Annotated in this window: 20 protein-coding genes; 14 read left to right on the top strand and 6 right to left on the bottom strand. The window is 38.0% G+C overall.

From position 1 onward, the window contains the following. The first annotated feature begins 87 nt into the window (after positions 1–87). The 4 genes from J1905_RS16310 to J1905_RS16295 all read left to right on the top strand — a co-directional run bounded on the left by J1905_RS16310 (position 88) and on the right by J1905_RS16295 (position 6,574). Entirely contained in the window at positions 88–3,459 is a 3,372-nt protein-coding gene (locus tag J1905_RS16310; RefSeq protein ID WP_214228356.1) for a SusC/RagA family TonB-linked outer membrane protein, read from the top strand. Between the two features lie 5 nt (positions 3,460–3,464). Next, entirely contained in the window at positions 3,465–4,946 is a 1,482-nt protein-coding gene (locus J1905_RS16305; RefSeq protein ID WP_214228355.1) for a RagB/SusD family nutrient uptake outer membrane protein, read from the top strand. Between the two features lie 73 nt (positions 4,947–5,019). Continuing rightward, complete coding sequence (locus J1905_RS16300) at positions 5,020–6,138, top strand: acyltransferase family protein (protein ID WP_214228354.1); 1,119 nt, start codon at positions 5,020–5,022, stop codon at positions 6,136–6,138. Positions 6,139–6,151: 13 nt separating this feature from the next. Further along, positions 6,152–6,574 carry a GNAT family N-acetyltransferase gene (locus J1905_RS16295; protein ID WP_214228353.1) on the top strand — a complete coding sequence of 141 codons (423 nt, stop codon included), beginning with the start codon at positions 6,152–6,154 and terminating at the stop codon, positions 6,572–6,574. Positions 6,575–6,587: 13 nt separating this feature from the next. On the opposite strand, the gene J1905_RS16290 is transcribed toward J1905_RS16295, so the two are convergent. Continuing rightward, the gene (locus tag J1905_RS16290) at positions 6,588–7,190 is read right to left on the bottom strand and encodes a murein L,D-transpeptidase catalytic domain-containing protein (protein ID WP_214228352.1); all 603 of its coding nucleotides are present in this window, start codon (positions 7,188–7,190) and stop codon (positions 6,588–6,590) included. A 75-nt stretch (positions 7,191–7,265) separates the two neighbouring features. Between J1905_RS16290 and J1905_RS16285 the strand changes: the two genes are divergently transcribed. The 6 genes from J1905_RS16285 to J1905_RS16260 all read left to right on the top strand — a co-directional run bounded on the left by J1905_RS16285 (position 7,266) and on the right by J1905_RS16260 (position 13,312). Then, on the top strand, positions 7,266–8,141 hold the full coding sequence (locus J1905_RS16285) for an OmpA family protein (protein ID WP_214228351.1): 876 nt from the start codon (positions 7,266–7,268) through the stop codon (positions 8,139–8,141). A 121-nt stretch (positions 8,142–8,262) separates the two neighbouring features. Then, positions 8,263–9,276: an SMP-30/gluconolactonase/LRE family protein gene (locus tag J1905_RS16280; protein ID WP_214228350.1), complete on the top strand. Its 1,014-nt coding sequence runs from the start codon at positions 8,263–8,265 to the stop codon at positions 9,274–9,276. A 10-nt stretch (positions 9,277–9,286) separates the two neighbouring features. After that, entirely contained in the window at positions 9,287–9,910 is a 624-nt protein-coding gene (locus tag J1905_RS16275; RefSeq protein WP_214228349.1) for a bifunctional 4-hydroxy-2-oxoglutarate aldolase/2-dehydro-3-deoxy-phosphogluconate aldolase, read from the top strand. Positions 9,911–9,921: 11 nt separating this feature from the next. Next, complete coding sequence (gene dgoD, locus J1905_RS16270) at positions 9,922–11,070, top strand: galactonate dehydratase (protein ID WP_214228348.1); 1,149 nt, start codon at positions 9,922–9,924, stop codon at positions 11,068–11,070. Further along, positions 11,064–12,350, top strand: coding sequence for an MFS transporter (locus J1905_RS16265; RefSeq protein WP_214228347.1), 1,287 nt, complete (start codon positions 11,064–11,066; stop codon positions 12,348–12,350). The genes dgoD and J1905_RS16265 overlap by 7 nt, the downstream gene beginning before the upstream one ends. Continuing rightward, a complete protein-coding gene (locus J1905_RS16260) occupies positions 12,350–13,312 on the top strand; it encodes a 2-dehydro-3-deoxygalactonokinase (protein WP_214228346.1) in 963 nt (320 codons plus the stop codon). Before J1905_RS16265 ends, J1905_RS16260 begins: the two co-directional genes overlap by 1 nt. Positions 13,313–13,379: 67 nt before the next feature. On the opposite strand, the gene J1905_RS16255 is transcribed toward J1905_RS16260, so the two are convergent. Beyond that, positions 13,380–13,808: a VOC family protein gene (locus J1905_RS16255; RefSeq protein ID WP_214228345.1), complete on the bottom strand. Its 429-nt coding sequence runs from the start codon at positions 13,806–13,808 to the stop codon at positions 13,380–13,382. 243 nt (positions 13,809–14,051) lie between these two features. On the opposite strand from J1905_RS16255, the gene J1905_RS16250 reads away from it, so the two are divergent. Further along, on the top strand, positions 14,052–14,234 hold the full coding sequence (locus tag J1905_RS16250) for a hypothetical protein (RefSeq protein ID WP_173091441.1): 183 nt from the start codon (positions 14,052–14,054) through the stop codon (positions 14,232–14,234). 3 nt (positions 14,235–14,237) lie between these two features. On the opposite strand, the gene J1905_RS16245 is transcribed toward J1905_RS16250, so the two are convergent. Genes J1905_RS16245 through J1905_RS16235 form a run of 3 tightly spaced genes read right to left on the bottom strand, consistent with a single transcriptional unit; the run spans position 14,238 to position 15,714 of the window. Next, a complete protein-coding gene (locus tag J1905_RS16245) occupies positions 14,238–14,900 on the bottom strand; it encodes an HAD family hydrolase (protein ID WP_214228344.1) in 663 nt (220 codons plus the stop codon). Positions 14,901–14,909: 9 nt separating this feature from the next. Beyond that, positions 14,910–15,326: a VOC family protein gene (locus J1905_RS16240; protein ID WP_214228343.1), complete on the bottom strand. Its 417-nt coding sequence runs from the start codon at positions 15,324–15,326 to the stop codon at positions 14,910–14,912. A 13-nt stretch (positions 15,327–15,339) separates the two neighbouring features. Beyond that, positions 15,340–15,714, bottom strand: a complete 375-nt coding sequence (locus tag J1905_RS16235; RefSeq protein ID WP_214228342.1) for a DUF4890 domain-containing protein — start codon at positions 15,712–15,714, stop codon at positions 15,340–15,342. Between the two features lie 131 nt (positions 15,715–15,845). On the opposite strand from J1905_RS16235, the gene J1905_RS16230 reads away from it, so the two are divergent. After that, entirely contained in the window at positions 15,846–18,428 is a 2,583-nt protein-coding gene (locus tag J1905_RS16230; RefSeq protein ID WP_214228341.1) for an AsmA family protein, read from the top strand. Positions 18,429–18,483: 55 nt separating this feature from the next. Here the strand turns inward: J1905_RS16230 and J1905_RS16225 are convergent, their stop codons facing one another. Further along, a complete protein-coding gene (locus J1905_RS16225) occupies positions 18,484–19,581 on the bottom strand; it encodes a mandelate racemase/muconate lactonizing enzyme family protein (protein WP_214228340.1) in 1,098 nt (365 codons plus the stop codon). A gap of 51 nt (positions 19,582–19,632) precedes the next feature. On the opposite strand from J1905_RS16225, the gene J1905_RS16220 reads away from it, so the two are divergent. Both J1905_RS16220 and J1905_RS16215 read left to right on the top strand, forming a co-directional pair. Further along, the gene (locus J1905_RS16220) at positions 19,633–21,657 is read left to right on the top strand and encodes a thioredoxin domain-containing protein (protein WP_214228339.1); all 2,025 of its coding nucleotides are present in this window, start codon (positions 19,633–19,635) and stop codon (positions 21,655–21,657) included. Next, complete coding sequence (locus J1905_RS16215; RefSeq protein ID WP_173091448.1) at positions 21,657–22,157, top strand: FKBP-type peptidyl-prolyl cis-trans isomerase; 501 nt, start codon at positions 21,657–21,659, stop codon at positions 22,155–22,157. Before J1905_RS16220 ends, J1905_RS16215 begins: the two co-directional genes overlap by 1 nt. Positions 22,158–22,326 lie beyond the last annotated feature (169 nt).

The following is a 22,326-nucleotide window of genomic DNA, read 5'->3' as shown; positions in this document are numbered from 1 at the left end:
CTTCCCCTTAAAAATCCGGATTTAATTCACAAGAGTAAGCGTTGTAAATGGACTTACTCTATTCCTTAATTTTCAAAAACAAATGTAATGAAAAAGATTACAAAAGCTTTTGCGTGGCTTTATATGCAACCACCTTTTAAAATAATTTTGCTAATGAAAGGAGCATTATTACTAATTATGTTCACCTGTTTACAGGTTTCAGCGAATGTTTACTCTCAGGAAAAGTTCTCACTTGATTTAAAACAGACAGAAGTAAGCAGCATTTTGACAAAAATTCAAAAACAAAGTAATTACCGATTTTTTTATAATTATTCCAGCATTAAGAAACTGGGTAAGGTAAATCTGCAGGTAAAAGATGCGAGTATCCACGCAATTCTGGAAGCGCTAATGGGCGATAAATTGCCTTATAAAATAGCAGATGACCATGTGGTCATCATCTATGAAGCCGGTACACCAGCTGCCCAAGCTCTTATAAAAGGTAAAGTTGTTGATTCAAAAGGAGAAACACTCATAGGGGTTAGTGTTAAATTGCAGGGAACCAATATTGGTGCTACAACCGATGTGAATGGTGAGTTTGTAATTAATGCTCCTGAAAATGGAGTTTTAGAATTCAGTTATGTTGGATATGAAAAACAGATTGTTCAACTAGCAGGGAAAACTAATCTGACCATTACTATGGTTGAAACGAACTCTAATTTGGATGAGATTGTAGTTGTAGGTTACGGTACCTCTAAAAAAATAGACGTAACCGGATCAATAGCAAGTATTAAAGGCAGTGATATTCAGAACTTACCTGTAAGTACAGTAGCGCAGGCATTAGATGGAAGAGCAACAGGTGTTAGTATTGTACGTAATGATGGATCACCTGGGGCGGCTCCAAGTATTCGTATTAGAGGTACCGGTACTATAAATAATGCAAATCCATTGGTGGTAATTGATGGGGTGCCTTCAACCAATCCGGATGCATTAAGTGATGTGAATCCAAATGATATCGCTTCTGTTGATATATTAAAGGATGCATCATCAAGTGCTATTTATGGTACAAGAGCAGCCAATGGGGTCATTTTGGTAACCACTAAGAGGGGGAGCTATAGTCAGAAACTATCAACCTCTATCAATGCATATACAGGGGTGTCTAAATCTACAAAGTACATTGATTTGCTAACCGCACCTGATTTATATAAACTTAAAAGAGAAAGATATACTAATGACGGGGTTACAATTGAGGCGCCTTGGGAGGATGCTTACTATGCTACTCAACGCACAGACTGGCAGAAAGCTATTCTTGGAAGCGGAAAAGTAAACAATATAGATTTTAATATTCAGGGAGGGAATGATGTTTCTACTTACTACTTCTCTACTTCTTTTTATGATGAAAAAGGTATAATTGATCAATCTTATTTTAAGCGTTTTAGTACTCGTATTAATACAGAGCACAAAATTAAACCTTGGTTGAAAGTAGGCCAAAACCTTCAGGTAACTTATGGAGAAAACAATGGTTTTAATAACAGTAGTTCTCAGACGGGACTACTCTTTTCAGCATTGAGGTTTAATCCTGCTATTCCTACTGTGAATGATGATGGAACATACGGGACATCAAAGGCTTTTGCTAATCAGTTGGGTGATATTAATAACCCTTACTCAACAATTCATCAGGCTGATGCTTATAACCGTAAATACAGGGCTATAGCCAATGTATTTGCAGAAGTTCCTATTTATGAAGACCTAAAATTCCGCGCTAATTATGGTTTCGATGGTACAATTGGTCGTACTTATTCATTTAATATAGAAGACCAAAACCAAGCCAGACAAACTACAAGTTCAACATTAACAGAAGGAGAGTCGGACAATTACTCACAATTGCTCGATCTTGTTCTTACCTATGACAAAGTAATCAGTAAAAGCCATATTACTTTTATGGGAGGATATTCCACGCAAAGTTATAGAGGAAGCTTTTTCTCAGCCGGAAGAGTAGGTTACGATGATACCTCTAAAGATCAGCGGACTTTAAATAAAGGAAATGGGCTTTTAACTGCGGATGGTGGTTATGATGATCCATGGGGTTTGGAATCAGTTTTTGCACGAGGATTTTATGATTATGATGGTCGTTTTTTAGCAACATTGACCTTTAGAGCAGATGGCTCATCAAGATTTGGAACAGGAAACCGCTGGGGTTATTATCCTGCATTCTCTTTAGGATGGAGGTTGTCTAATGAGAAATTCATGAAGGACATTAGCTGGATAAGCAATCTAAAGTTAACAGGAGGATGGGGTGAGTTAGGTAATCAGAATGTAAATGCTTTTCAGTATTTAAGTGAAATTGTTGTAGGTAATACTTATGGTAAAAATGGTTATACTTTTGGAGGTGTTGGTGTTAATGGCGCTGCGGTAACAAGAAGTGCCAATCCGGATATTGCATGGGAGCGGGCTGCAATGACTAATGTGAGTTTAGAAGCAGGGTTTTTAGATAACAAACTAAGTACTACAATCACTTATTTTGACAAAAAAACAAAACAAATGCTTGTGCCTGCTTTATTGATAGGAACAACCGGAAGAATATCTGCTCCGGATATTAATATTGGGAATATGAGCAACAGGGGTATAGAAGCGGAAGTGAATTACCAGTCTGGCGATAGTTTTAAATATTCTTTTGGTGTGAATGGTTCTTTCATCAAAAATAAAGTAACTCAGCTGTATGGGATAAATGCCTTTATCCCTTCATTAGTGTATGGCCGTTCAAGTCAGGAAATTTCAAGAACTTATGAAGGCCAGTCCATCGCTTCTTTTTATGGATGGAAAACTGCAGGGTTGTATCAAACTCAAGCTGATGTTGACAACGATCCTTATTTGAAAAATGACTCTAGAAAAGGTACGATAAAACCAGGTGATGTTCGTTTTGTTGATATTAACGGAGATGGAATAATTGATGGAGGAGATAGAACCTATCTGGGAAATCCTAATCCAAAAGCAACTTTGGGCTTTCAAACCAGTTTGTCTTACAAAGGATTCGACTTAGCCGCAAACTTAACAGGCGTATTTGGTGTGAGTTTATATAATGCAGACAGGATGCAGGGGATAGATCCAACTTATTCTTTTAATCTTTATGCAGAATCATTAAATAGATGGACTGGTACTGGAACCAGTAATTCAATGCCTAGGATGACACTAGATCGTGCAAATGAGAATTATCGTACTTCTGATCTTTTTGTTGAGAGTGGCAATTATGTTAGCCTGAAAAACTTAACAATTGGTTATACATTGCCGACATTTTTGGTTAAAAAGGCCACTTTCAGTAGCCTGAGAGTCTATGTGACAGGTCAGAATTTATTTATGATTACCAATTATTCAGGTTTTACTCCTGAGCTGGGTTATACAGACGGTAACAAACAGAGAGGTGTTGACGTTGCTCAATACCCATCTGTACGTTCATTCACATTTGGTTTAACTCTTAAAATCTAATCTCCATGAAAACAAAATATATAATATATACATGCTTATTTATGGTGGCTGTTTCCACTGCATGTAAGAAAAATCTGGACCTTACTCAAAAAGGTGTTTACAATACAGGTAACTATTTTAGGAACGAAACGGATGCAATAAATACTATTTCCGGTATTTACAACCTATTGGCACAGGAAGATTATATTTCTCATGCTGAAACCACATTTGATGTTGCATCAGATGATTATTGGCGCTCGGGTGACCATGCTGAGGATGAAGCAATAGAGAATTTAACCTACAATGCATCAAATGCGCAGGTAAATTTTAGCTGGACTTATAAATACGAAATGGTTAATCGCTCAACAAATGCAATTATCAATATTCCAAAAATTACTAGTATCAGCCCGGGCATAAAAGATCGTAGTATGGGAGAAGCCTATTTTTTCAGAGCTTTTGGCTACTGGAGGTTAATGGTAATTTACGGTGATGTGCCTATTGTTAGTGAGGAGAATTATGCTAAAAGTAACTTTAACCTGCCAAAATCTCCTACTGAAGAGGTTCGTAAACAAATTGAAGCTGATCTTTTAAAGGCAATAGACTTGTTGCCGGAGAGTTATGGTGGTTCGGATTTTGGAAGGGTAAGTAAAGGTACAGCCTTGGGATTGCTGACCAAGCTGTATATGTATTGGGAAAAACTGCCTGAAGCAATTACAACCGGTGAGAAATTAATTAGCAACAGCAATTATGCATTGGCAACAACTTATCAGGAAAACTTTACCAGAGCTAATAAGAGCAGTACAGAAGTTCTGATGTCTGTGCAAGGACTTCATAATATACTTTCTAATGATTATACTGTCTATTACATTCCAAGAGCTTGGGGTGGTTATGGATTTAGTCAACCACTTAAAGGGCTCGCGGATGAATTTGAAGCAAATGATCCACGTAAATCTGCCACGCTATTAAGTGTGGGAGATAAGATGGATTTAGGTGATGGTAAAGGTCTGACTGAGTTCACATCAGATTTATCATCTACTGGTTTTAGTTTTCGGAAATATGCAGTGTTTTTCCCTGCTGGTTCTTCAGAAGGAAATGGTGTAGATCATAATTACGCAGTACCATTAATGCGATCTTCAGATATTTATCTTTTAGTTGCAGAAGCCAAAATCCGTACACAGGGTGCCGGAGCAGGAGATGCTTTGATTAATCAGGTGAGACGCAGAGCCTCATTATTATTACCTCCGGTTGCAAACGCGGGTATGAAAGAATTGATCCATGAAAGACGTGTAGAATTGGCAGGTGAGGGTGAAAGACATCAGGATTTAATGAGATGGGACAAAAAGAATTTAGTTGATATTGCTGCAATATATAATCTGGCGAAGTCAAAAGCTCCGGTAGATCAAGGTAAAACAGTAACTTTTATCAGGCCTAAGCATTATTATTATCCAATCCCTCAGGTTGAGATTGATAAAAGCAAGGGTGTGTTAAAGCAAAATCCAAATTTCTAATAAAGTATAAAAAGCAGGTGTGCTGAACTTCAGCACACTTGCTTTTTATATTCTAAAATTATACGACTCTTTTATGCAAGAAAGATTTACCACCCTGGATATTTTTAGAGGGATGACCATCTGTTTCATGATCATTGTAAACTCTCCGGGTTCCGGAGCCACACAATGGGCTCCTTTAGATCATGCGGCATGGTTTGGTTTTACACCAACCGATCTTGTTTTTCCTTCATTTCTCTTTGCTGTTGGAAATGCTTTGAGCTTTTCTAAAAAGAAATTTGAGAGCGATGGCAGTTTCCTACTTAAAGTATTCAAACGATCTGCCATCATTTTTTTATTAGGTTATTTGATGTATTGGTTCCCTTTTGTGCATAGGGATAATGGCGAATGGATGTTTAACCCGATCAGCAATACCCGTATTATGGGGGTGTTACAACGTATCGCACTTTGTTATCTATTTGGGTCTTTAATCGTTCATTACTGTTCAAAGAAATCGGCTTTGATCATTTCAATAATTCTTCTGTTCGGTTATTGGCTATTTTTATTATTGTTTGGAGAGCATGGTCAGGAATATACTATGCTGGGCAACGCGGGTACTCGTTTAGATATCTTCATTCTCGGTGATGCGCATCTCTATCATGATAAAGGAGGGCCAATTGCATTTGATCCCGAAGGATTACTAAGTACGTTAACTGGTATTGTGAACGTAATAGGCGGATACCTTGCCGGAGCCTATATTCAGGAAAAGGGAAGGAACTACGAATCCGTTGCTAAACTGCTTCTTGTTGGTACATTGTTGATTTTTGGCGCCTTATTTTGGGGGCAATTTTTTCCAATAGCTAAAAAGCTTTGGACCAGTTCCTTTGTATTGCTTACTGTGGGTTTAGACCTGGTTCTTATAGCCGTTCTCATTTACGCTGTTGAAATCAAGAAGATTAAATGGGGAAATAACTTTTTTCTTGTATTCGGCAGGAACTCCCTGGCTATTTATCTGCTGTCCGAACTATTGTTGGTGATTTTTCAGTTGATATGGGTGAAACCGGGCCTCAGTTTTTACAACTGGATCAACAACGTTATTTATCAGCCATTGTTCCCAGGTGCTTTTGGTACATTGGTTTTTGCACTGAGTTTTATGATGCTTTGCTGGCTTGTTGGTTATCTCATGGATAAAAGGGAGATTTACATCAAAATCTAAATCTATTCAGTTAATGAACATCAGGAGAGCAGAACTTAAGGATGCCGGGGCCATTCGGGTTTTATTGGAACAGCTTGGCTATCCTACGGAAGATGGGTTTGTCGAAAAAAGGCTAGGCGACCTATCTAAGTCGACCGACCATTTCGATATCGTTTATGAATTAAATGGCGAAGTACTAGGCTTTGTTTCCCTTCATTTTATTCCTCAGATAGCTTTTGAAGCTGATTATGCAGTCATTAGCTACTTTATTGTAGATGATAATTCGAGAAGCCTGGGAATTGGTAAAGCGCTGGACGAGTATTGCACCACATTAGCTGTTGAAAAGAAGTGCAAGCGGATTATGGTTCACAGTAATGCAAGGCGAACAGATGCACACAGGTTCTATTTAAGGCAAGGCTTCGTTGAATATCCTAAGGATTTTGTAAAGTTCTTATAGTTGATAACGAACCTTATTCATAAATCCATAGTAACATATCTTTTTGCCCTGATTTAACGAGCTCATCTATTTTACGCATAGTTGCATTTGCAATTACCGGACAACCATAACTCACATTAAATACAGGCAGAGGATAACTTTCAAAGGCAGGTACGGGTGTGTAAGAATGTAAAACTACGATTCTCTTAAAAGCATTGCTGTTTGTTTTTTCAAGTCCATGCATTTTGTAATGGACATTAATACCCCAGTTGCTGTATGCTCTTTTGCCTAGTTTATATTTACCGAGTGAGGTGCAATTACTCCCGATTTTATTGCTGTAAACCGGTTTGTTCGCCGTACTGCCTCCACCATTCCCATGTGCACAAACTCCTTTAATAATTACCTCTTTTTTCTTGAAATCATAAACAAAAAGGCGGTTTTTTCCAGAATGGATACTCATGTCAACCATAATACAATAGGAAGTATTCATTTTATGGGTTTTCGAATATTTTAAAGCTTCTTCAATCTTACTTTCAAGTTTTATATTCTCATTCGAAGCGTATTTATACGACTCAGCTTTCCCTGAAAGAAATATAGATAGGGTGAATAAAAGTAAGAAGATACCTCTTTTTTGCATAGAATAAATATACAGTTTTCCTTACTGGCATAGAGATTGCAGTTTTAATCTTTTGACTAACAAATTAATAGGATTATGAAATTTTCCAGTTTAATACCAGTAGTACTAGTCGCGGCCGTGCTAACCCAGGGCTGTGTAAGTAACAAAAAGTATAACGATCTCCAATCTAATTATGATCAATTGAAGGAAAAGACTAAGGATTTGAATCAGAAATATCAAACCAGTCAGCAAGACCTTTCCGGATCATCAACAAGAGTAAAAAGTTTAGAAGAGCAAATTGCATCTGAAAAGGCAAATTCAGCTTCTTTACAGTCGGCGCTCGACAAATGTTTAAGTTCTACCAACCAAGGGAATGTAAACATCTCTAAATTGGTAGATGAGATTAATGCCTCTAATAAATACATCCAGCACCTTGTGAACACTAAAAATACAAGTGATTCACTTAATTTGGTGTTAACCAATAACCTTACCCGTTCATTGAGCAGGGAAGAAATGAGAGATGTGGATGTGAAAGTGCTTAAGGGAGTAGTTTATATATCTTTATCGGATAATATGCTCTACAAGTCTGGTAGCTACGAGATTTCGGATAAAGCAGGCGAGACACTAAATAAGATTGCCAAAATCATTAAAGATTACCAAAGTTATGATGTGTTGATTGAAGGTAACACAGATAATGTGCCGATCTCACAACCAAACATTCGCAATAACTGGGATTTAAGTGCTTTAAGGGCATCTTCAGTTGTTCAATCATTACAGAACAATTATGGAGTGGATCCGAAACGTTTAACGGCAGGTGGTAGAGGTGAGTATAATCCGATTGCAGGAAATGATTCACCGGATGGTAAGGCAAGAAACAGACGTACTCAAATTATTATAACCCCTAAATTAGATCAGTTTATGGAGTTAATAGGTAAAGCCCCTGAACAGGCTACTGAACCTATAAAAGAATAATTGTAATCAGATTTCTTGATTTGCAATAGATTGCAGATCAGCGTAAAGAAAGCATGACTTTAAGGGGATAAATATTTTTTATTTTTATCTTACGTTATTGTTCATGCTTTTTTTATGCCAAATGATAAACCAAATTAAATCCTGTAGAGCCGTATCTCTTTGTTTAGTGTTCTTTTTAAACCTGCCTGTCCTGTTTGCACAGTCAACCAAAGGTAAGCCTGAAGGAAAAATAGAGAAATTAAGCAAAGAATTAGACGCCATCCTACATCGGGAAGCAAAGGTTGAAGTCATTGCCGGTGGTTTTGGCTGGGTAGAAGGCCCCTTGTGGATAGAAAGTAAAAAGATGTTGCTGGTATCAGATGTTTTGAACAACACTGTTTATAAATGGACTCCCCAAAAAGGAAAAGAGGTTTATCTTGAACACTCAGGCTATACAGGAGAGCAATCCCGGGGAGAAGAGCTAGGATCAAATGGCTTAGCACTTAACCATAAAGGACAATTGCTATTGTGCCAGCATGGCGACAGGAGAGTAGCGCTCATGAATGCTTCATTGGATAAGCCCAAGCCAGATTACACTACACTTGCCAGTGAATATAAGGGTAAGAAGTTTGATAGTCCCAATGATCTGGTGGTTAAAAGTAACGGTGATATTTATTTCACAGACCCACCTTATGGCCTGGAAAAAGGTGTTAATAACCCATCAAAAGCTGCTCCCTATCAGGGAGTATACAAGATTTCCAAAAATGGATCGGTAACCTTATTGGTAGATACCATCTCAAGACCAAACGGAATTGCCTTCTTTCCTGGAGAAAAGAGCTTGTTAATAGCAAATTCCGACGGTGAAAGACCCTATTTGTATCGCTATGATCTCGATAAGAACGGATTACTGATAAACGGCAGTATTTTTCAGAATGACAGAGGTGTCGATGGAATTAAGATTGATAAAAAAGGGAATGTTTTTACAACAGGTCAGGGCGGAGTTTGGATCTACAACAAGAAAGGTGTTTTGCTTGGCAAAATAAAAATAGAAGGCAGTACCTCAAACTGTGCATTTGCAGACAACTACAATACGCTCTTCATTACTGCCGATGACTATTTGTTAAAAGTTGACCTGGTTAAAAAAACAGGTTTGTAAAAATCTCCATATGCCTACATTATCAAAAATCTTAGCACATAAAATTATAGCCATTATTCGTGGCGCTAATCCTTCCGACGTAATACGGATAGCCGAAGCATTGTACACGGGAGGAATCCGCATTCTGGAAATTACCATGAATTCAGCCGAGCCTCTTAAAGTTATAAAAGAGCTAAGTGATAAATTTGATGGGAAAATGATCATAGGAGCAGGGACAGTTCTTGATGTTGAATCAGTCAAAAAAGCGGTTGCAGCAGGGGCAAGCTTTATACTTTCACCAATAGTGGATGCAGAGGTCATTAAAATCGCAAAGAGTCTTGGTATAGTGAACATCCCAGGGGCGTATACTGCCACAGAAATATATCAAGCTTATAAAAATGGAGCTGATATCGTTAAGGTTTTTCCTGCAACATCTCCTTCTTACCTGAAAGATATTGCAGGGCCTCTTCCTCAAATCCCACTATTACCTACAGGGGGAGTTACACTCGAAAATATTAAAGATTTTAAAAAAGCCGGGGCTGTTGGTTTTGGAATTGGCAGTGCGTTGGTTAATACTAAACAAGAAGTCACAGAAGAATACCTTTCAAAACTTACCGAGAAAGCCAGAGCGTTTGTTCAGGCAGTTCACTTATAAAATACCCCAGTATGAAAATTAGAAGCTACGAATTATTCCAGGTGCCACCAAGATGGTTGTTCTTAAAAATTGAAACTGATGAAGGCATTGTTGGATGGGGAGAACCTGTTATTGAAGGGAAAGCAGCAACGGTAAAGGCTGCAGTCGACGAGCTAATGGAATACCTGATAGGTAAAGATCCGATGAATATTGAAGATCATTGGAATGTGATGTACAGAGCTGGTTTTTACCGTGGTGGGCCAATTTTGATGAGTGCGATCGCGGGTATAGATCAGGCATTATGGGACATTAAGGGGAAATTTTACAATGCACCTGTTCATCAGCTTTTGGGTGGAAAGGCGAGAGATAAGATGAAAGTCTATTCCTGGATAGGCGGAGATCGTCCGGCTGATGTAGGACTGGCTGCAAAGAAGATGGCAGAGCAGGGTTTTCTAGCAGTAAAAATGAATGCGACTGAAGAACTCCAATATGTAGATAGTTATGATAAAATTGATGAAGCTATAAAACGCATTGCTGCAGTACGGGAGGCAGTGGGGCCAGCATTTGGTATTGGCATAGACTTTCATGGCCGTGTACACAAGCCGATGGCTAAAATTCTGGCTAAGGAGTTAGAACAGTATCGTCCAATGTTTATCGAAGAACCTGTATTACCAGAAAATAACGAGGACCTCAGGGAGATCGCTAATCATGTTTCCATTCCCATTGCCACAGGCGAAAGGATGTTCTCTAAATGGCAGTTTAAAACCTTATTAAAAGATGGTTATGTTGATATTATTCAACCCGATGTTTCCCACGCAGGCGGAATTACAGAATGTAAAAAGATAATCTCTATGGCAGAGGCTTTTGATGTAGCAGCTGCTCCGCACTGCCCATTGGGCCCCATTGCTCTTGCTGCATGTCTGCAGGTTGATGCAACCTGCCATAATGCTTTTATTCAGGAACAGAGCCTGGGAATACATTATAACCAAGGGAGTGATCTCCTTGATTATTTAACTGATAAAACCGTATTTCAGTATGAAAATGGCTATGTAAACATTCCTGATAAGCCAGGCTTGGGCATTGAAATCAATGAAGAACATGTAAGAAAAATGGCTGCAATAGGACACAATTGGCGAAACCCTGTTTGGAGACATCAGGATGGTAGTGTAGCGGAATGGTAAAAGCAACAAAAATAAGGTATCAGATACTTTTCCTGATTTTCGTGAATGTAGTCATCAACTACATGGACCGCAGTAACCTGGCTGTCGCTGCCTCAGAAATTAGCAAAGAATTTAAGTTCTCATCCGTACAGATGGGATTGATTTTTTCGGCTTTCAGCTGGACCTATCTGTTGTTTCAGATACCTGGAGGGATATTAGTGAACCGCTTTAGTCCGCGTATTTTGTACACATTTAGTCTTATTACCTGGTCGTTGGCAACCATTGTACAGGGCTTTGCCAAAGGGTTTGTTACCTTATTCGGGCTCAGAATGGCAACCGGGGCATTTGAAGCTCCTGCTTTTCCAATCAATAACAGGGTGGTTAGTAATTGGTTCCCGGATAATGAAAGGGCATCAGCAATTGCAGTTTATACTTCCGGACAATTTCTGGGGCTGGCTTTTTTAATGCCTGTGCTTTCAAAAATCCAATTTCATGTGGGCTGGAAAGGGTTGTTTGTCGTAACCGGTTTAATCGGCGTGTTATGGGGAATAGTATGGTACATTTTTTACCGTGATCCTTTAAAACACCCAAAAGCCAATGAAGCAGAGCTTAAACTCATAGAGAGTGGCGGTGGCCTTATGGACGGGAAATCCATTGCAGATGCAGATTCAAAAAAGAAATTTAAGTGGGCAGACCTGAACGAAGTATTGTCGCACCGCAAGCTATGGGGGATTTATATAGGTCAATTTGCTGTTAATTCTACCTTGTGGTTTTTCCTTACCTGGTTTCCAAAATACCTGGTAGATTATCGCGGACTTGATTTTATCAAATCAGGGTACTGGGCTTCCATACCTTACCTGGCAGCATTTGCCGGTGTACTTTGTTCTGGTTTTTTATCTGATTATTTAATTAAAAAAGGCGTATCTGCGGCAAAAGCGCGTAAGCGACCAATCATTATCGGACTTTTAGTTTCCGTTTTTATTTTGGGAGCCAACTTCGTTGATACACCAGGCTTGATTATCTTTTTTATGTCTTTATCATTTTTTGGGGTAGGTTTTGCATCCATTACTTGGATTTTTGTTTCCAGTCTGGCACCAAAACATCTGATCAATATAACGGGTGGAGTATTCAATTTTATCGGACAGCTGTCCGGGATAGTAGTACCGATCGCTATCGGTTTTCTGGCTAGCGGTGGTAATTTTGCTCCAGCATTAATATTTATTGCAATCTTAGGGCTTATGGGAGCATGTTCATATATCTTTCTGGTAGGTAATGTAGAACGTATTAAATCAAACAATTGATGGATTATTTTTTTAGTTGCGATTGGGGAACAAGTTCCTTCAGACTTCGTCTGATTCAGGCTAAGGATCTTAAAGTACTTGCTGAAACAAAGAATAGCCATGGAATTTCAGATACTTATAAACTTTGGCAACAACAAACAGGAACTGCTTTAACGCGATCGGATTTTTATACCGCTATTGTAGCCAGAGAGATAAGGTTATTACAGCACGATCTAAATATAGCTACCAATGATATTCCTGTGCTGCTCTCAGGGATGGCCTCCTCTACAATTGGAATGCTCGACCTCCCTTACCAGAGATTGCCATTTAATCTTGATAGTTCTGATTTAAAAATAGAATTTATAGAAGCTACTGCGGAGACAAATCCGTTTTTAATTATTTCAGGGGCTTGTACCGACTCTGATGTAATGCGAGGGGAAGAAACTAAAATTGTAGGTTGCGAGTCCATTTTAGGTAATGAGGATCAGGAACAATTGTTACTTCTTCCAGGTACGCACCCAAAACATGTTGTAATAAAGAATAATCAGGTAATTAGTTTTAAGACCTATATGACAGGTGAAGTTTTTAAACTACTTTCTGTAAACAGCATTTTGTCGGCTTCTGTGGAGGAGGGGGGAGATTTTGATGATTTTGAAAATCAGAGGCTGTTCCGCGATGGAGTTGCAGCAAGCCAGGATTCAAATCTTTTGCATTCCATATTTATGGTACGAACAAACCAGATTCTTAAGAAGATTCCTTTACGCGAAAATTTATATTATCTAAGTGGCCTGCTGATAGGCGCTGAATTGAAAGACCTAAAGGTCGATGTTCCCATATGTCTGGTAGTCGGAGGTGTTCATGGATCTTTGTATTATTTGGCTTGTGATCAACTTAACTTAAACGTGAATAAGGAAATTGATGCTGATCTTGCGCTTATTAAAGGGCATGAAGTAATTTTCTCAAGATTTAGCAATTTTTATTGATTTACATAAAAAATGCCTGATGAAATCGTTCATCAGGCATTTTTTCTAACTCGCACATTTCGATATCTTATTTTTGGCTTTGTTCAAAATTCACCATCCATTGGATGCCAAATTTGTCTTTAAAACTTCCAAAATAAGCACCCCAGAAAGTATCTTCAAGAGGCATTTCAACTTTTCCTCCTGATGATAATCCGTTAAAAAGACGCTCTGTTTCTTCTCTGCTCTCAGGGTGAAGTGAGATTTGAATATTATTTCCTTCGTTTAATACATGTCCGCAAGAAGGAAGAATATCTGAAGCCATTAATGTAGTATGTCCATCAATAGGCAATGCGATATGCATAATTCCGTTTCTTTCGTTTTCAGGTAGTTGCGAAGCTTCAGGTGCTTCAGTCATTCTATGAACGGCGCTAAATTCTCCGCCAAAAACAGATTTGTAAAAATTAAAAGCTTCTTCAGTTTTTCCGTCGAAGTTTAAATAAGGATTCATTCTAGCCATGTTTTCTAAGTTTTATGTAAGGTCAAAAATTGTTATTAATAAACCATTAATTCAGAGTGAAAACTTAATACCGTTTCTCTCATTGGTTGTTAAACAAATTTATAGAATACACATTGGAGCTAAGCGGGGTGAAAAGGTCAATTTTAGGGGCCGTTTGCGACAAGCTTCTATCAGTACATTTGGTTAACGGTAAAATAACATTTTAGAAGTACCTTTGGTTCTTAATTTTGTATTGTTTGTGCCATGATTAGATTAAATAACGAGACACCATCAAGCGTATTACAAGATGTGAAAATTGGTAACCTGGTTACTGATACATTTAGTAAAACCGGATTGGTAGAGAAAATTGAGATTACTGATGACGGCCTATACCGGATTTATAAGTTTATTCTCGTAACCGGACGAAGCATTACCATTAAAAAGTAGCGCCTAATTTGTGATTAGCCTGCTTATCGTATCATAAGATAAATCTTTGTAGTCATTTATATAAAGGTCGCAGGGCGGAAGTTCCTCTTTGGTATGCGAAGTAAGTACGCCTACTACCTTCATGCCTGCATTTAAAGCTGCAGTAATTCCTGAAAAAGAATCCTCAAATACAATACACTGGTTTGGAGATACGCCAAGGTTTTTTGCAGAAGTAAGGTAAACTTCAGGATCAGGCTTGTGCTTTTTTACATCCTCGCTGGCCATTATGGAACCTAGCGTTTCTCTGATGGCTACATTACTAAGTATTAGTTCAAGATTGGCATATGGGGCTGATGTGGCGACTCCGATTTTTGCACCGTTATTTTTTAGATCATTGATGAATTCAACAAGACCATCAATAGGTTCTACATGCGACTCATATATTTTTCTGAAAAGGCCTTCTTTCTCTTGTTCTAATTGCAGTAGTTCTTCGCCTTCAATTTTTCTCTGTAAGAAGTGACTTAAGATATAGCTGTTTGACTTGCCAAACATATGGTGTGCAAATTCTTCATCGGTAGGGGCTAGGTTTCTTGTCGAAAAAAACTCACGGAAAGCAAGGGAATGATAAGGGTTGGTGTGACATATTACGCCGTCCATGTCAAAAATGACTGCAATTTCTTTATTCATGCAGCAAAGTTAACACTCTACAATCCATTCAATGCCATATTTATCCCTGAACATTCCGGCATACGTACCCCATGGACTGTCGCCGATGGCCCCTTCCACTTCTCCACCTGCTGATAATCCGTTAAATATTTTATCTGCTTCTTCACGGCTTTCGGCATTCACGTGTATTTTAGACCGGTTTTCATTTTCGCTTACGCGCCCCAAAAATCCGGGAACATCGTTGGCTATTAACACGTTGTTTTTGCCAAGTGGCAAGCCGATGTACATTATTTTATTTGCCTCATCTTCGGTTACCTCAAACTCGGGGCCTGATAAGTCTTTAAAACGGATGATTTTTGTAAACTCGCCGCCAAAAACTGATTTGTAAAAAGTGAATGCTTCTTCAGCATTGCCATTGAAGTTGATCCAGGGATTAATTGCTCTCATGATTTCTTTTATTTTATTCAGTTTTTTTCTTGGCGTCTTTTTTATCTGCTTTCTTTTCAGCTTTAAATTCTTTGTAAGCTTTGCGCTGAGTATCATTTAAGACAGCATTTATTTTAGTATCTCTTTCATCTTTAGCGGCCTTTATAGCAGCTTTGTCTTTCTTTTCGCCTTTAGGATTACTATCCTTTACTTTTTTAAAACTCTCCATATTAATTGCCTGTACTTTTGTTTTTTGATCGGCAGTTAGTGATAGCTTTTTGGTTAACTCCTCAGTTGCAAACTGGGCTTTTTCTTCAGGTGTCTTTTTTACTTTTTTATCACCTTGTTGTGCAAATGCCATAGTACCCATGCTGATGAATAGTATCGCTGTAAAGATTAATTTTTTCATATACAATTTTTATTATTCTAGAGTTATAGAGACATAAATATAAGAATGGTTTAATCGAAAATAGTATTAATTATTAATCCGTAATACTTTGGTGTGTTTATTGCTATGCAGATGTTTTAATAATTTTATACATGCTTAAAAAGATATCAATTGTTGTTATAGGTTTATTCGTTGTTCTGTTTGCTGCTGCGGCCGCTATTCCTTTATTCTTTAAAAAGGAAATCGATGCAAAGATTAAATCGTCAATTAACGAGAGCGTAAACGCTAAAGTAGATTTTAAGGATCTGGACTTAACCTTGATCAGTTCATTCCCTAACATGGGAATAAAGATCAACAACCTAACTGTTTTAGGTATCGATAGTTTTGCTAAGGACACATTGGCAAACATTAAACAACTTCAATTGAATGTGAATTTAATGAGTGTGATTAAGGGCGAAACTTATGAAATAAAGTCAATTAATCTTGAAGAACCAAGAATTTTGGCAAAGGTTCTGAAAAGTGGGCAGGCCAATTGGGATATTGCAAAGAAAGATAGCGCTGCTGCCGGAACTGATACTGCTAAAACTACTTTTAAAGTAGCCTTGCAAAAATATGCAATTGAAAAAGGTAAGATTGTTTATGACGATGCTTCGTTAGGTTTCTTCATGGAGATGGATAATTTAAATCATACCGGTACTGGGGATTTTACCCAAGATTTGTTTACCCTTAAAACCCAGTCTGATATAGAAAAATTAACAGTTAAATATGGAGGTATCCCGTATTTGAATAAAGTAAAGCTTGATGCTGATCTTCCTCTTGATATTGATATGAAGAATATGAAGTTCACTTTTGCTGAGAATAAAATTAAATTGAATGAATTGTTGTTGTCAGCAGTAGGGTATCTGGCAATGCCAAACGATAAGGATATTGTTATGGACTTTAAGTTTGATGCAAAGCAATCGGAACTTAAAAACTTCCTTTCTTTGATCCCTGCAATCTATGCAAGCAACTTTAAGGACATGGATGCTACCGGTAAGTTTGCAATGGACGGAAATGCAAAGGGTACTTACAATGAGAAGTCGCTACCTGCATTTAATGTTAATCTTTCTATAGAAAATGGTAAGATAAAATATCCTTCATTGCCATCTGCTATTAACAATATACAAGTTAAATCACAGATCAGTAATCCTGATGGAGTGATGGATCATACTGTTGTAAATGTAACTGCATTTCACATGGAGTTTGGGCAAGCACCTATTGATGGACGGTTATTGTTGAAAAATCCGACTACTGATCCTTTTGTGGATTTAGCACTTAAAGGAAAGCTTGATTTAAAACAGTTGACTGCTATTTTCCCGATGAAGGATATGACATTAAGCGGGATTTTGGACGCAGATGTACAGGCTGCAGGTCGTAAGTCATCAATTGATAAAGGACAGTATGAGGCTTTCAAAGCATCAGGACAAATGGTAGCCAGCAATTTCAATTATGCGGGTAAAAATGTGCCAATGCCTGTTAGTGTGCCTTCTGCAAAAATGACTTTTAGTCCTAAGAACATTAATCTAAGTAATCTGACTGCTAAAGTTGGTAAAAGCGATTTTACAGCCAATGGTACCGTTAATAATTATTTAAGCTATTTCTTTAAAAAGAATCAGGCATTACAGGGAACATTTAATGTTTCATCAAATTTAATTGATGTAAATGAGTTAATGGGGCCAAAAAGTACTGCTGAAACTGAGAAAAAGAGCGATTCGAAATTGTCTGTATTTGAAGTGCCGGGTAATATCGATTTTGACATGACTGCAAAAGCAGGTCGTGTTTTGTATGATAATTACGATATTACTAATGCAAAGGGTGCTTTAGAAGTTAAAAATAAGACCATATACTTTAAAGATATGGGCATGAACATGCTTGATGGTACAGTGAAAATGAATGGCTCTTACGCAACAATAGATCCTAAAAAACCAAAGGTTGATGTGGATTTTGGTATTGAGAAAATGGATATCCAAAAGGCTTTCACAGCCTTTAATACTGTAAAATTATTGGCACCGGTTGCGAAATTTGCAAAGGGAGTGTTTTCTACTAATTTAAAGTTCAATTCAGATCTTGATCAGAATATGATGCCTGTTTATTCTTCTATAAATGCTGAAGGATTAACAAATATTATTCAGGCAGTGCTTGATGGGTTTGAGCCACTAAATAAATTGGCTTCTGCTTTAAGTTCTGATAAGTTTAAAAAACTGGAATTAAACAATGTACTTACCAAATTCAAGATCAAAGACGGACGTTTAAATGTTGCGCCTTTTGATATTAAAAAGGAAGGTATTTTAATGAATGTTCAGGGTTCAAACGGTTTGGATCAGAGTATGGATTATCAATTGGGCTTAAATGTGCCTAGAGCTATGTTGGGCGCAAAGGCAAATGAAACTGCAAATGCTTTCATTGCAAAACTGAACAGTAAGGCAGGAACTAATGTGGCTATGAGTGAAACGATTAAGGTGAATGCGGTGTTGGGTGGAACGATTTTAAAACCTACCATTAGCCTTAAATATGGTGCAGGAGATACAAAAGCAGGAGCGAAGGATGCCGTTAATCAGGTTGTTGCTGAGAAGAAAGAAGAAATTAAAGCGGTTGCACAAGCTAAGGTTGATACGATAAAAGCACAAGCAACTGAAAAAGCTAAAAATGCTATTGCTGATAAGATTAATGGCCTTTTCAAGAAGAAAAGCCAATAAGATGTGATAATATCATGCTATGCCTCTTTGTAATTGCAAAGGGGCATAGTTGTTTTTACACTACCCATTTTTCGCAGGTTTTCAGAAATTTAGGATCAGCATCTGCTCCGATTCCCGGAATGTCTGGAACATCTACATGAAATCCGTTGTAGGTGATGCCGCCAATTACGGGATCAATGAGGTGACCAAGCAGGCAAGAATCCAGATCAAAGAATACCACATTTGGGCTTGCCAAGGCAAAATGCGTATTTGCACTAATTCCTATTCTACTTTCCAACATCCCACCAATCATACATTTTGTGCCGGTTTGCAATGCTATTTCATGAATTTTTTGTGCCTCGAGTATTCCTCCTGATTTGGAGAACTTTATGTTCAAATAATCTGTTGAACCGCTGTTTATAAGTTTGCGGGCATCGTGATGGTTGTAGCAGCTTTCATCAGCCATTATCTTAATGGGGGAGTTTGCTTTTAGCTCTGGTAATTTATCGTCAAACCAGGTGCGCATAGGTTGTTCGCAAAATTGGATGTCTAAATCCCCTATTGCACCAAGTGCAAATAAAGCATCATCAAAACTCCATCCTTGGTTTGCATCTAGTCTGAGTTTCGTTTCAGTACCTACAGCTTGCCTGATTAACTTTACCCGTTCTATGTCGCTATGTACGTCTTTGCCAAGTTTTATCTTGATGATATTGCAGCCTTTGGCTTTCAACACTATTGCAGCCGCAGCCATGTTTTTCGGCGAATCGATACCTATCGTCATGTCTGTTTCTACAGTCCGTTTCTCGCCACCCAGGAATTTATAGAGTGGTTGTTTGTCATGTTTGGCGGCAATGTCAAATAAAGCCATATCAAATGCACTTTTGATGGTGCTGTTGTGAGCAGCATAACCCAGCAATTCGTTCATCCTATCGGGGATTTCGAGGGGATTTTTACCTCTAAGTATCGTCGCAAATTCCTTTGCCATTGCAAGGCAGGTGTCCTGACTTTCGCCAACAATCATTGGAAAGGCAGAGCATTCTCCAATTCCGTAGATATTGTTGGTTGTATGGATTTTAATGAGCACATTCTGAGCGAAATACATAGTGCCTGTAGCAATTGTAAATGGCTCTGTTGGTATGCTGAAACGATAAATTTCGGTGTGGGTAATCTTCATCTTGTCAGAGGTATACTATAAAAGTACAACTTATCTTTTTACCTTTATAGTATGAACTTGGAACCCAATAATTTAATTAAAGCCTCATCTCCTTACTTATTGCAGCATGCTTACAACCCCGTAAATTGGTACGAGTGGGGTGAGGAAGCTTTGCAAAAGGCTAAAAATGAAAATAAATTAATATTGGTTAGTATAGGCTATTCAGCATGCCATTGGTGTCATGTTATGGAGCGTGAGAGTTTTGAAAAACACGAAGTTGCCGAGGTAATGAATCAGCATTTTGTGTGTATAAAAGTGGATAGGGAAGAGCGCCCTGATATTGATCAGATTTACATGATGGCCATACAATTAATGACAGGTAGTGGTGGTTGGCCGTTAAATTGCATTTGTTTGCCAGATCAAAGACCAATTTATGGTGGCACCTATTTTAAAAAGGACGATTGGATCAGTGTTTTATTGAGCGTTGCTAATTTGTGGGCTCATGAACCGGAGAAGGCGCATCAATATGCTGATCGACTTACCGATGGAATCCGTAATTCAGAGAAGGTTATTCCTAATGTTAGGGTTGATGAATATACCAAAGCTCATTTAACTGAAATTATAGAGCCCTGGAAAAGGCATTTTGATATGGCCGACGGTGGTTATAACCGTGCACCAAAGTTTCCATTGCCAAATAACTGGCAGTTTATGCTAAGGTATAGTCGACTGATGCAAGACGACGCTACTCATGTATCTACCATGTTGACACTTGAAAAAATGGCACTTGGAGGTATTTATGATCATATTGGAGGAGGCTTTGCCAGATACTCAGTTGATGGAAGATGGCATGTTCCTCATTTTGAAAAAATGCTTTATGATAATGGTCAGCTGATAAGTCTATATGCCGAAGCCTATCAATACTCTAAGCACTTATTATTTAGAGATGTGGTAGAGGAGACGATCGAGTGGCTGGAAAGAGAAATGACCTCGCCGGAAGGCTTGTTTTATTCTGCTCTGGATGCCGATAGTGAGGGTGTAGAAGGTAAGTTTTATATATGGGATAAAGAAGAATTTGATGCTGTGGTAGGAGAGGGTGCTCACTTACTGGCAAACTATTATAACGTTACAGAATCTGGGAACTGGGAGGAAGAAGAAACCAACATCCTGTTGAGGAAATTTACGGAAGAAGAATATGCTGATGTAAAAGGAATAACTGTAATGGAGCTTCAGCAAAAAATAAAAGACGCAAAAGCGAAGTTATTGGAAGTTCGTAGCAAAAGAGTGCGACCAGGATTGGATGATAAATGCCTTACCTCCTGGAATGCAATGGCCATAAAAGGCTTAGCTGAAAGCTCAGGTATATTAGCTGTTCCACATTATTATGAATTGGCAAAAAGAGCAGCTGATTTCATACTAGCCAATTTACGTACTCCTGATGGTGGCTTGTACCGTAACTTTAAGAACGGAAAAGTAACTATTCCGGGCTTTTTAGATGATTATGCTTTGTTTATTGATGCCTTAATTGCACTTTATCAATGCGATTCTGATGAACGTTGGCTTAATGAGGCTAAACAATTAGCAGATTATGTGCTTGCAAATTTTGAAGATCCGGATAGTCCAATGTTGTTTTATACCTCTGCAAGTGGCGAAGTTTTAATTGCCCGTAAGCATGAAATCATGGATAATGTTGTTCCCTCTTCAAATTCAGTTATGGCTCAGAATTTACATCTTTTAGGGCTATTGTTTGATGACGAACGATATATAGAGAAGGCTTCCGCAATGCTTACGTCTGTGCATCCGCAAATAAAAACATATGGTTCGGCATATTCAAACTGGGCAATTCAATTGCTTAATGAAGTGCATGGAATTAATGAGATTGCGATAACAGGCAGTAATGCAGATGAGGTAAAAAAGGGACTGAATACACATTACATCCCTAATAAAATTACATTGGCAGGAACAAATTCAAGCTTACCTTTGTTAAAAGATAAGCAAAGCATTGAAACAAAAATCTATATTTGCCGAAATAAAGCGTGCCAGTTGCCGGTAGCGACCGTTGATGAAGCATTACAATTGATAACTAAAATAACATCATAATGAGTATTAAACCCAATACAGTAGTATCATTAACGTACGAATTGCATACGACTAATGAAGAAGGACAACAAGTTTTTGTAGAGAAAGCAGATGAGCAAAATGCATTAGTATTTCTTTATGGTACAGGAATGATGTTGCCAAAATTTGAAGAGCATTTAGATGGTCTAAATGTTGGAGATGAATATAGCTTTGAGCTTAGTGCTGCTGATGGTTACGGTGAATTAGATCCGGGTGCTTTTGCCGACTTGCCAAAAGATATGTTTAAAGATGTTGACTTACCTGCTGTAGGTGATGTTATTCCATTACAAGATAATCAAGGTAACCACTTCAGAGCTGGTGTAACCGGTGTTCATGAAGATATTATTACCGTTAATTTGAACCACCCAATGGCTGGTAAAAACTTAATATTTGCTGGTAAAATTTTAACTGTACGTGAGGCTACAGAAGAAGAACTGAGTCATGGTCATGCACATGGTGCTGATGGTCATTCAGGTCATTAAGATTTATCATCCAAAAATTGCAAAGCCACTTAGCTAGTATAAGTGGCTTTGCAATTTGATGTATAATTAATAAATTGGTAAATTGTATTGCTTATGAGAATTTTCAACTACACTAAATGGCCTATAATCTTTTTGATTGTCTGCTATATAGCTGGGGTCATTAAATGCC

It is taken from the genome of Pedobacter sp. B4-66, from assembly GCF_018492665.1.
In the GTDB taxonomy this organism is placed as follows: domain Bacteria; phylum Bacteroidota; class Bacteroidia; order Sphingobacteriales; family Sphingobacteriaceae; genus Pedobacter.
The sequence above is the reverse complement of the archived record's forward strand: the minus strand, read 5'-3'. Positions and strand labels throughout refer to the sequence as shown.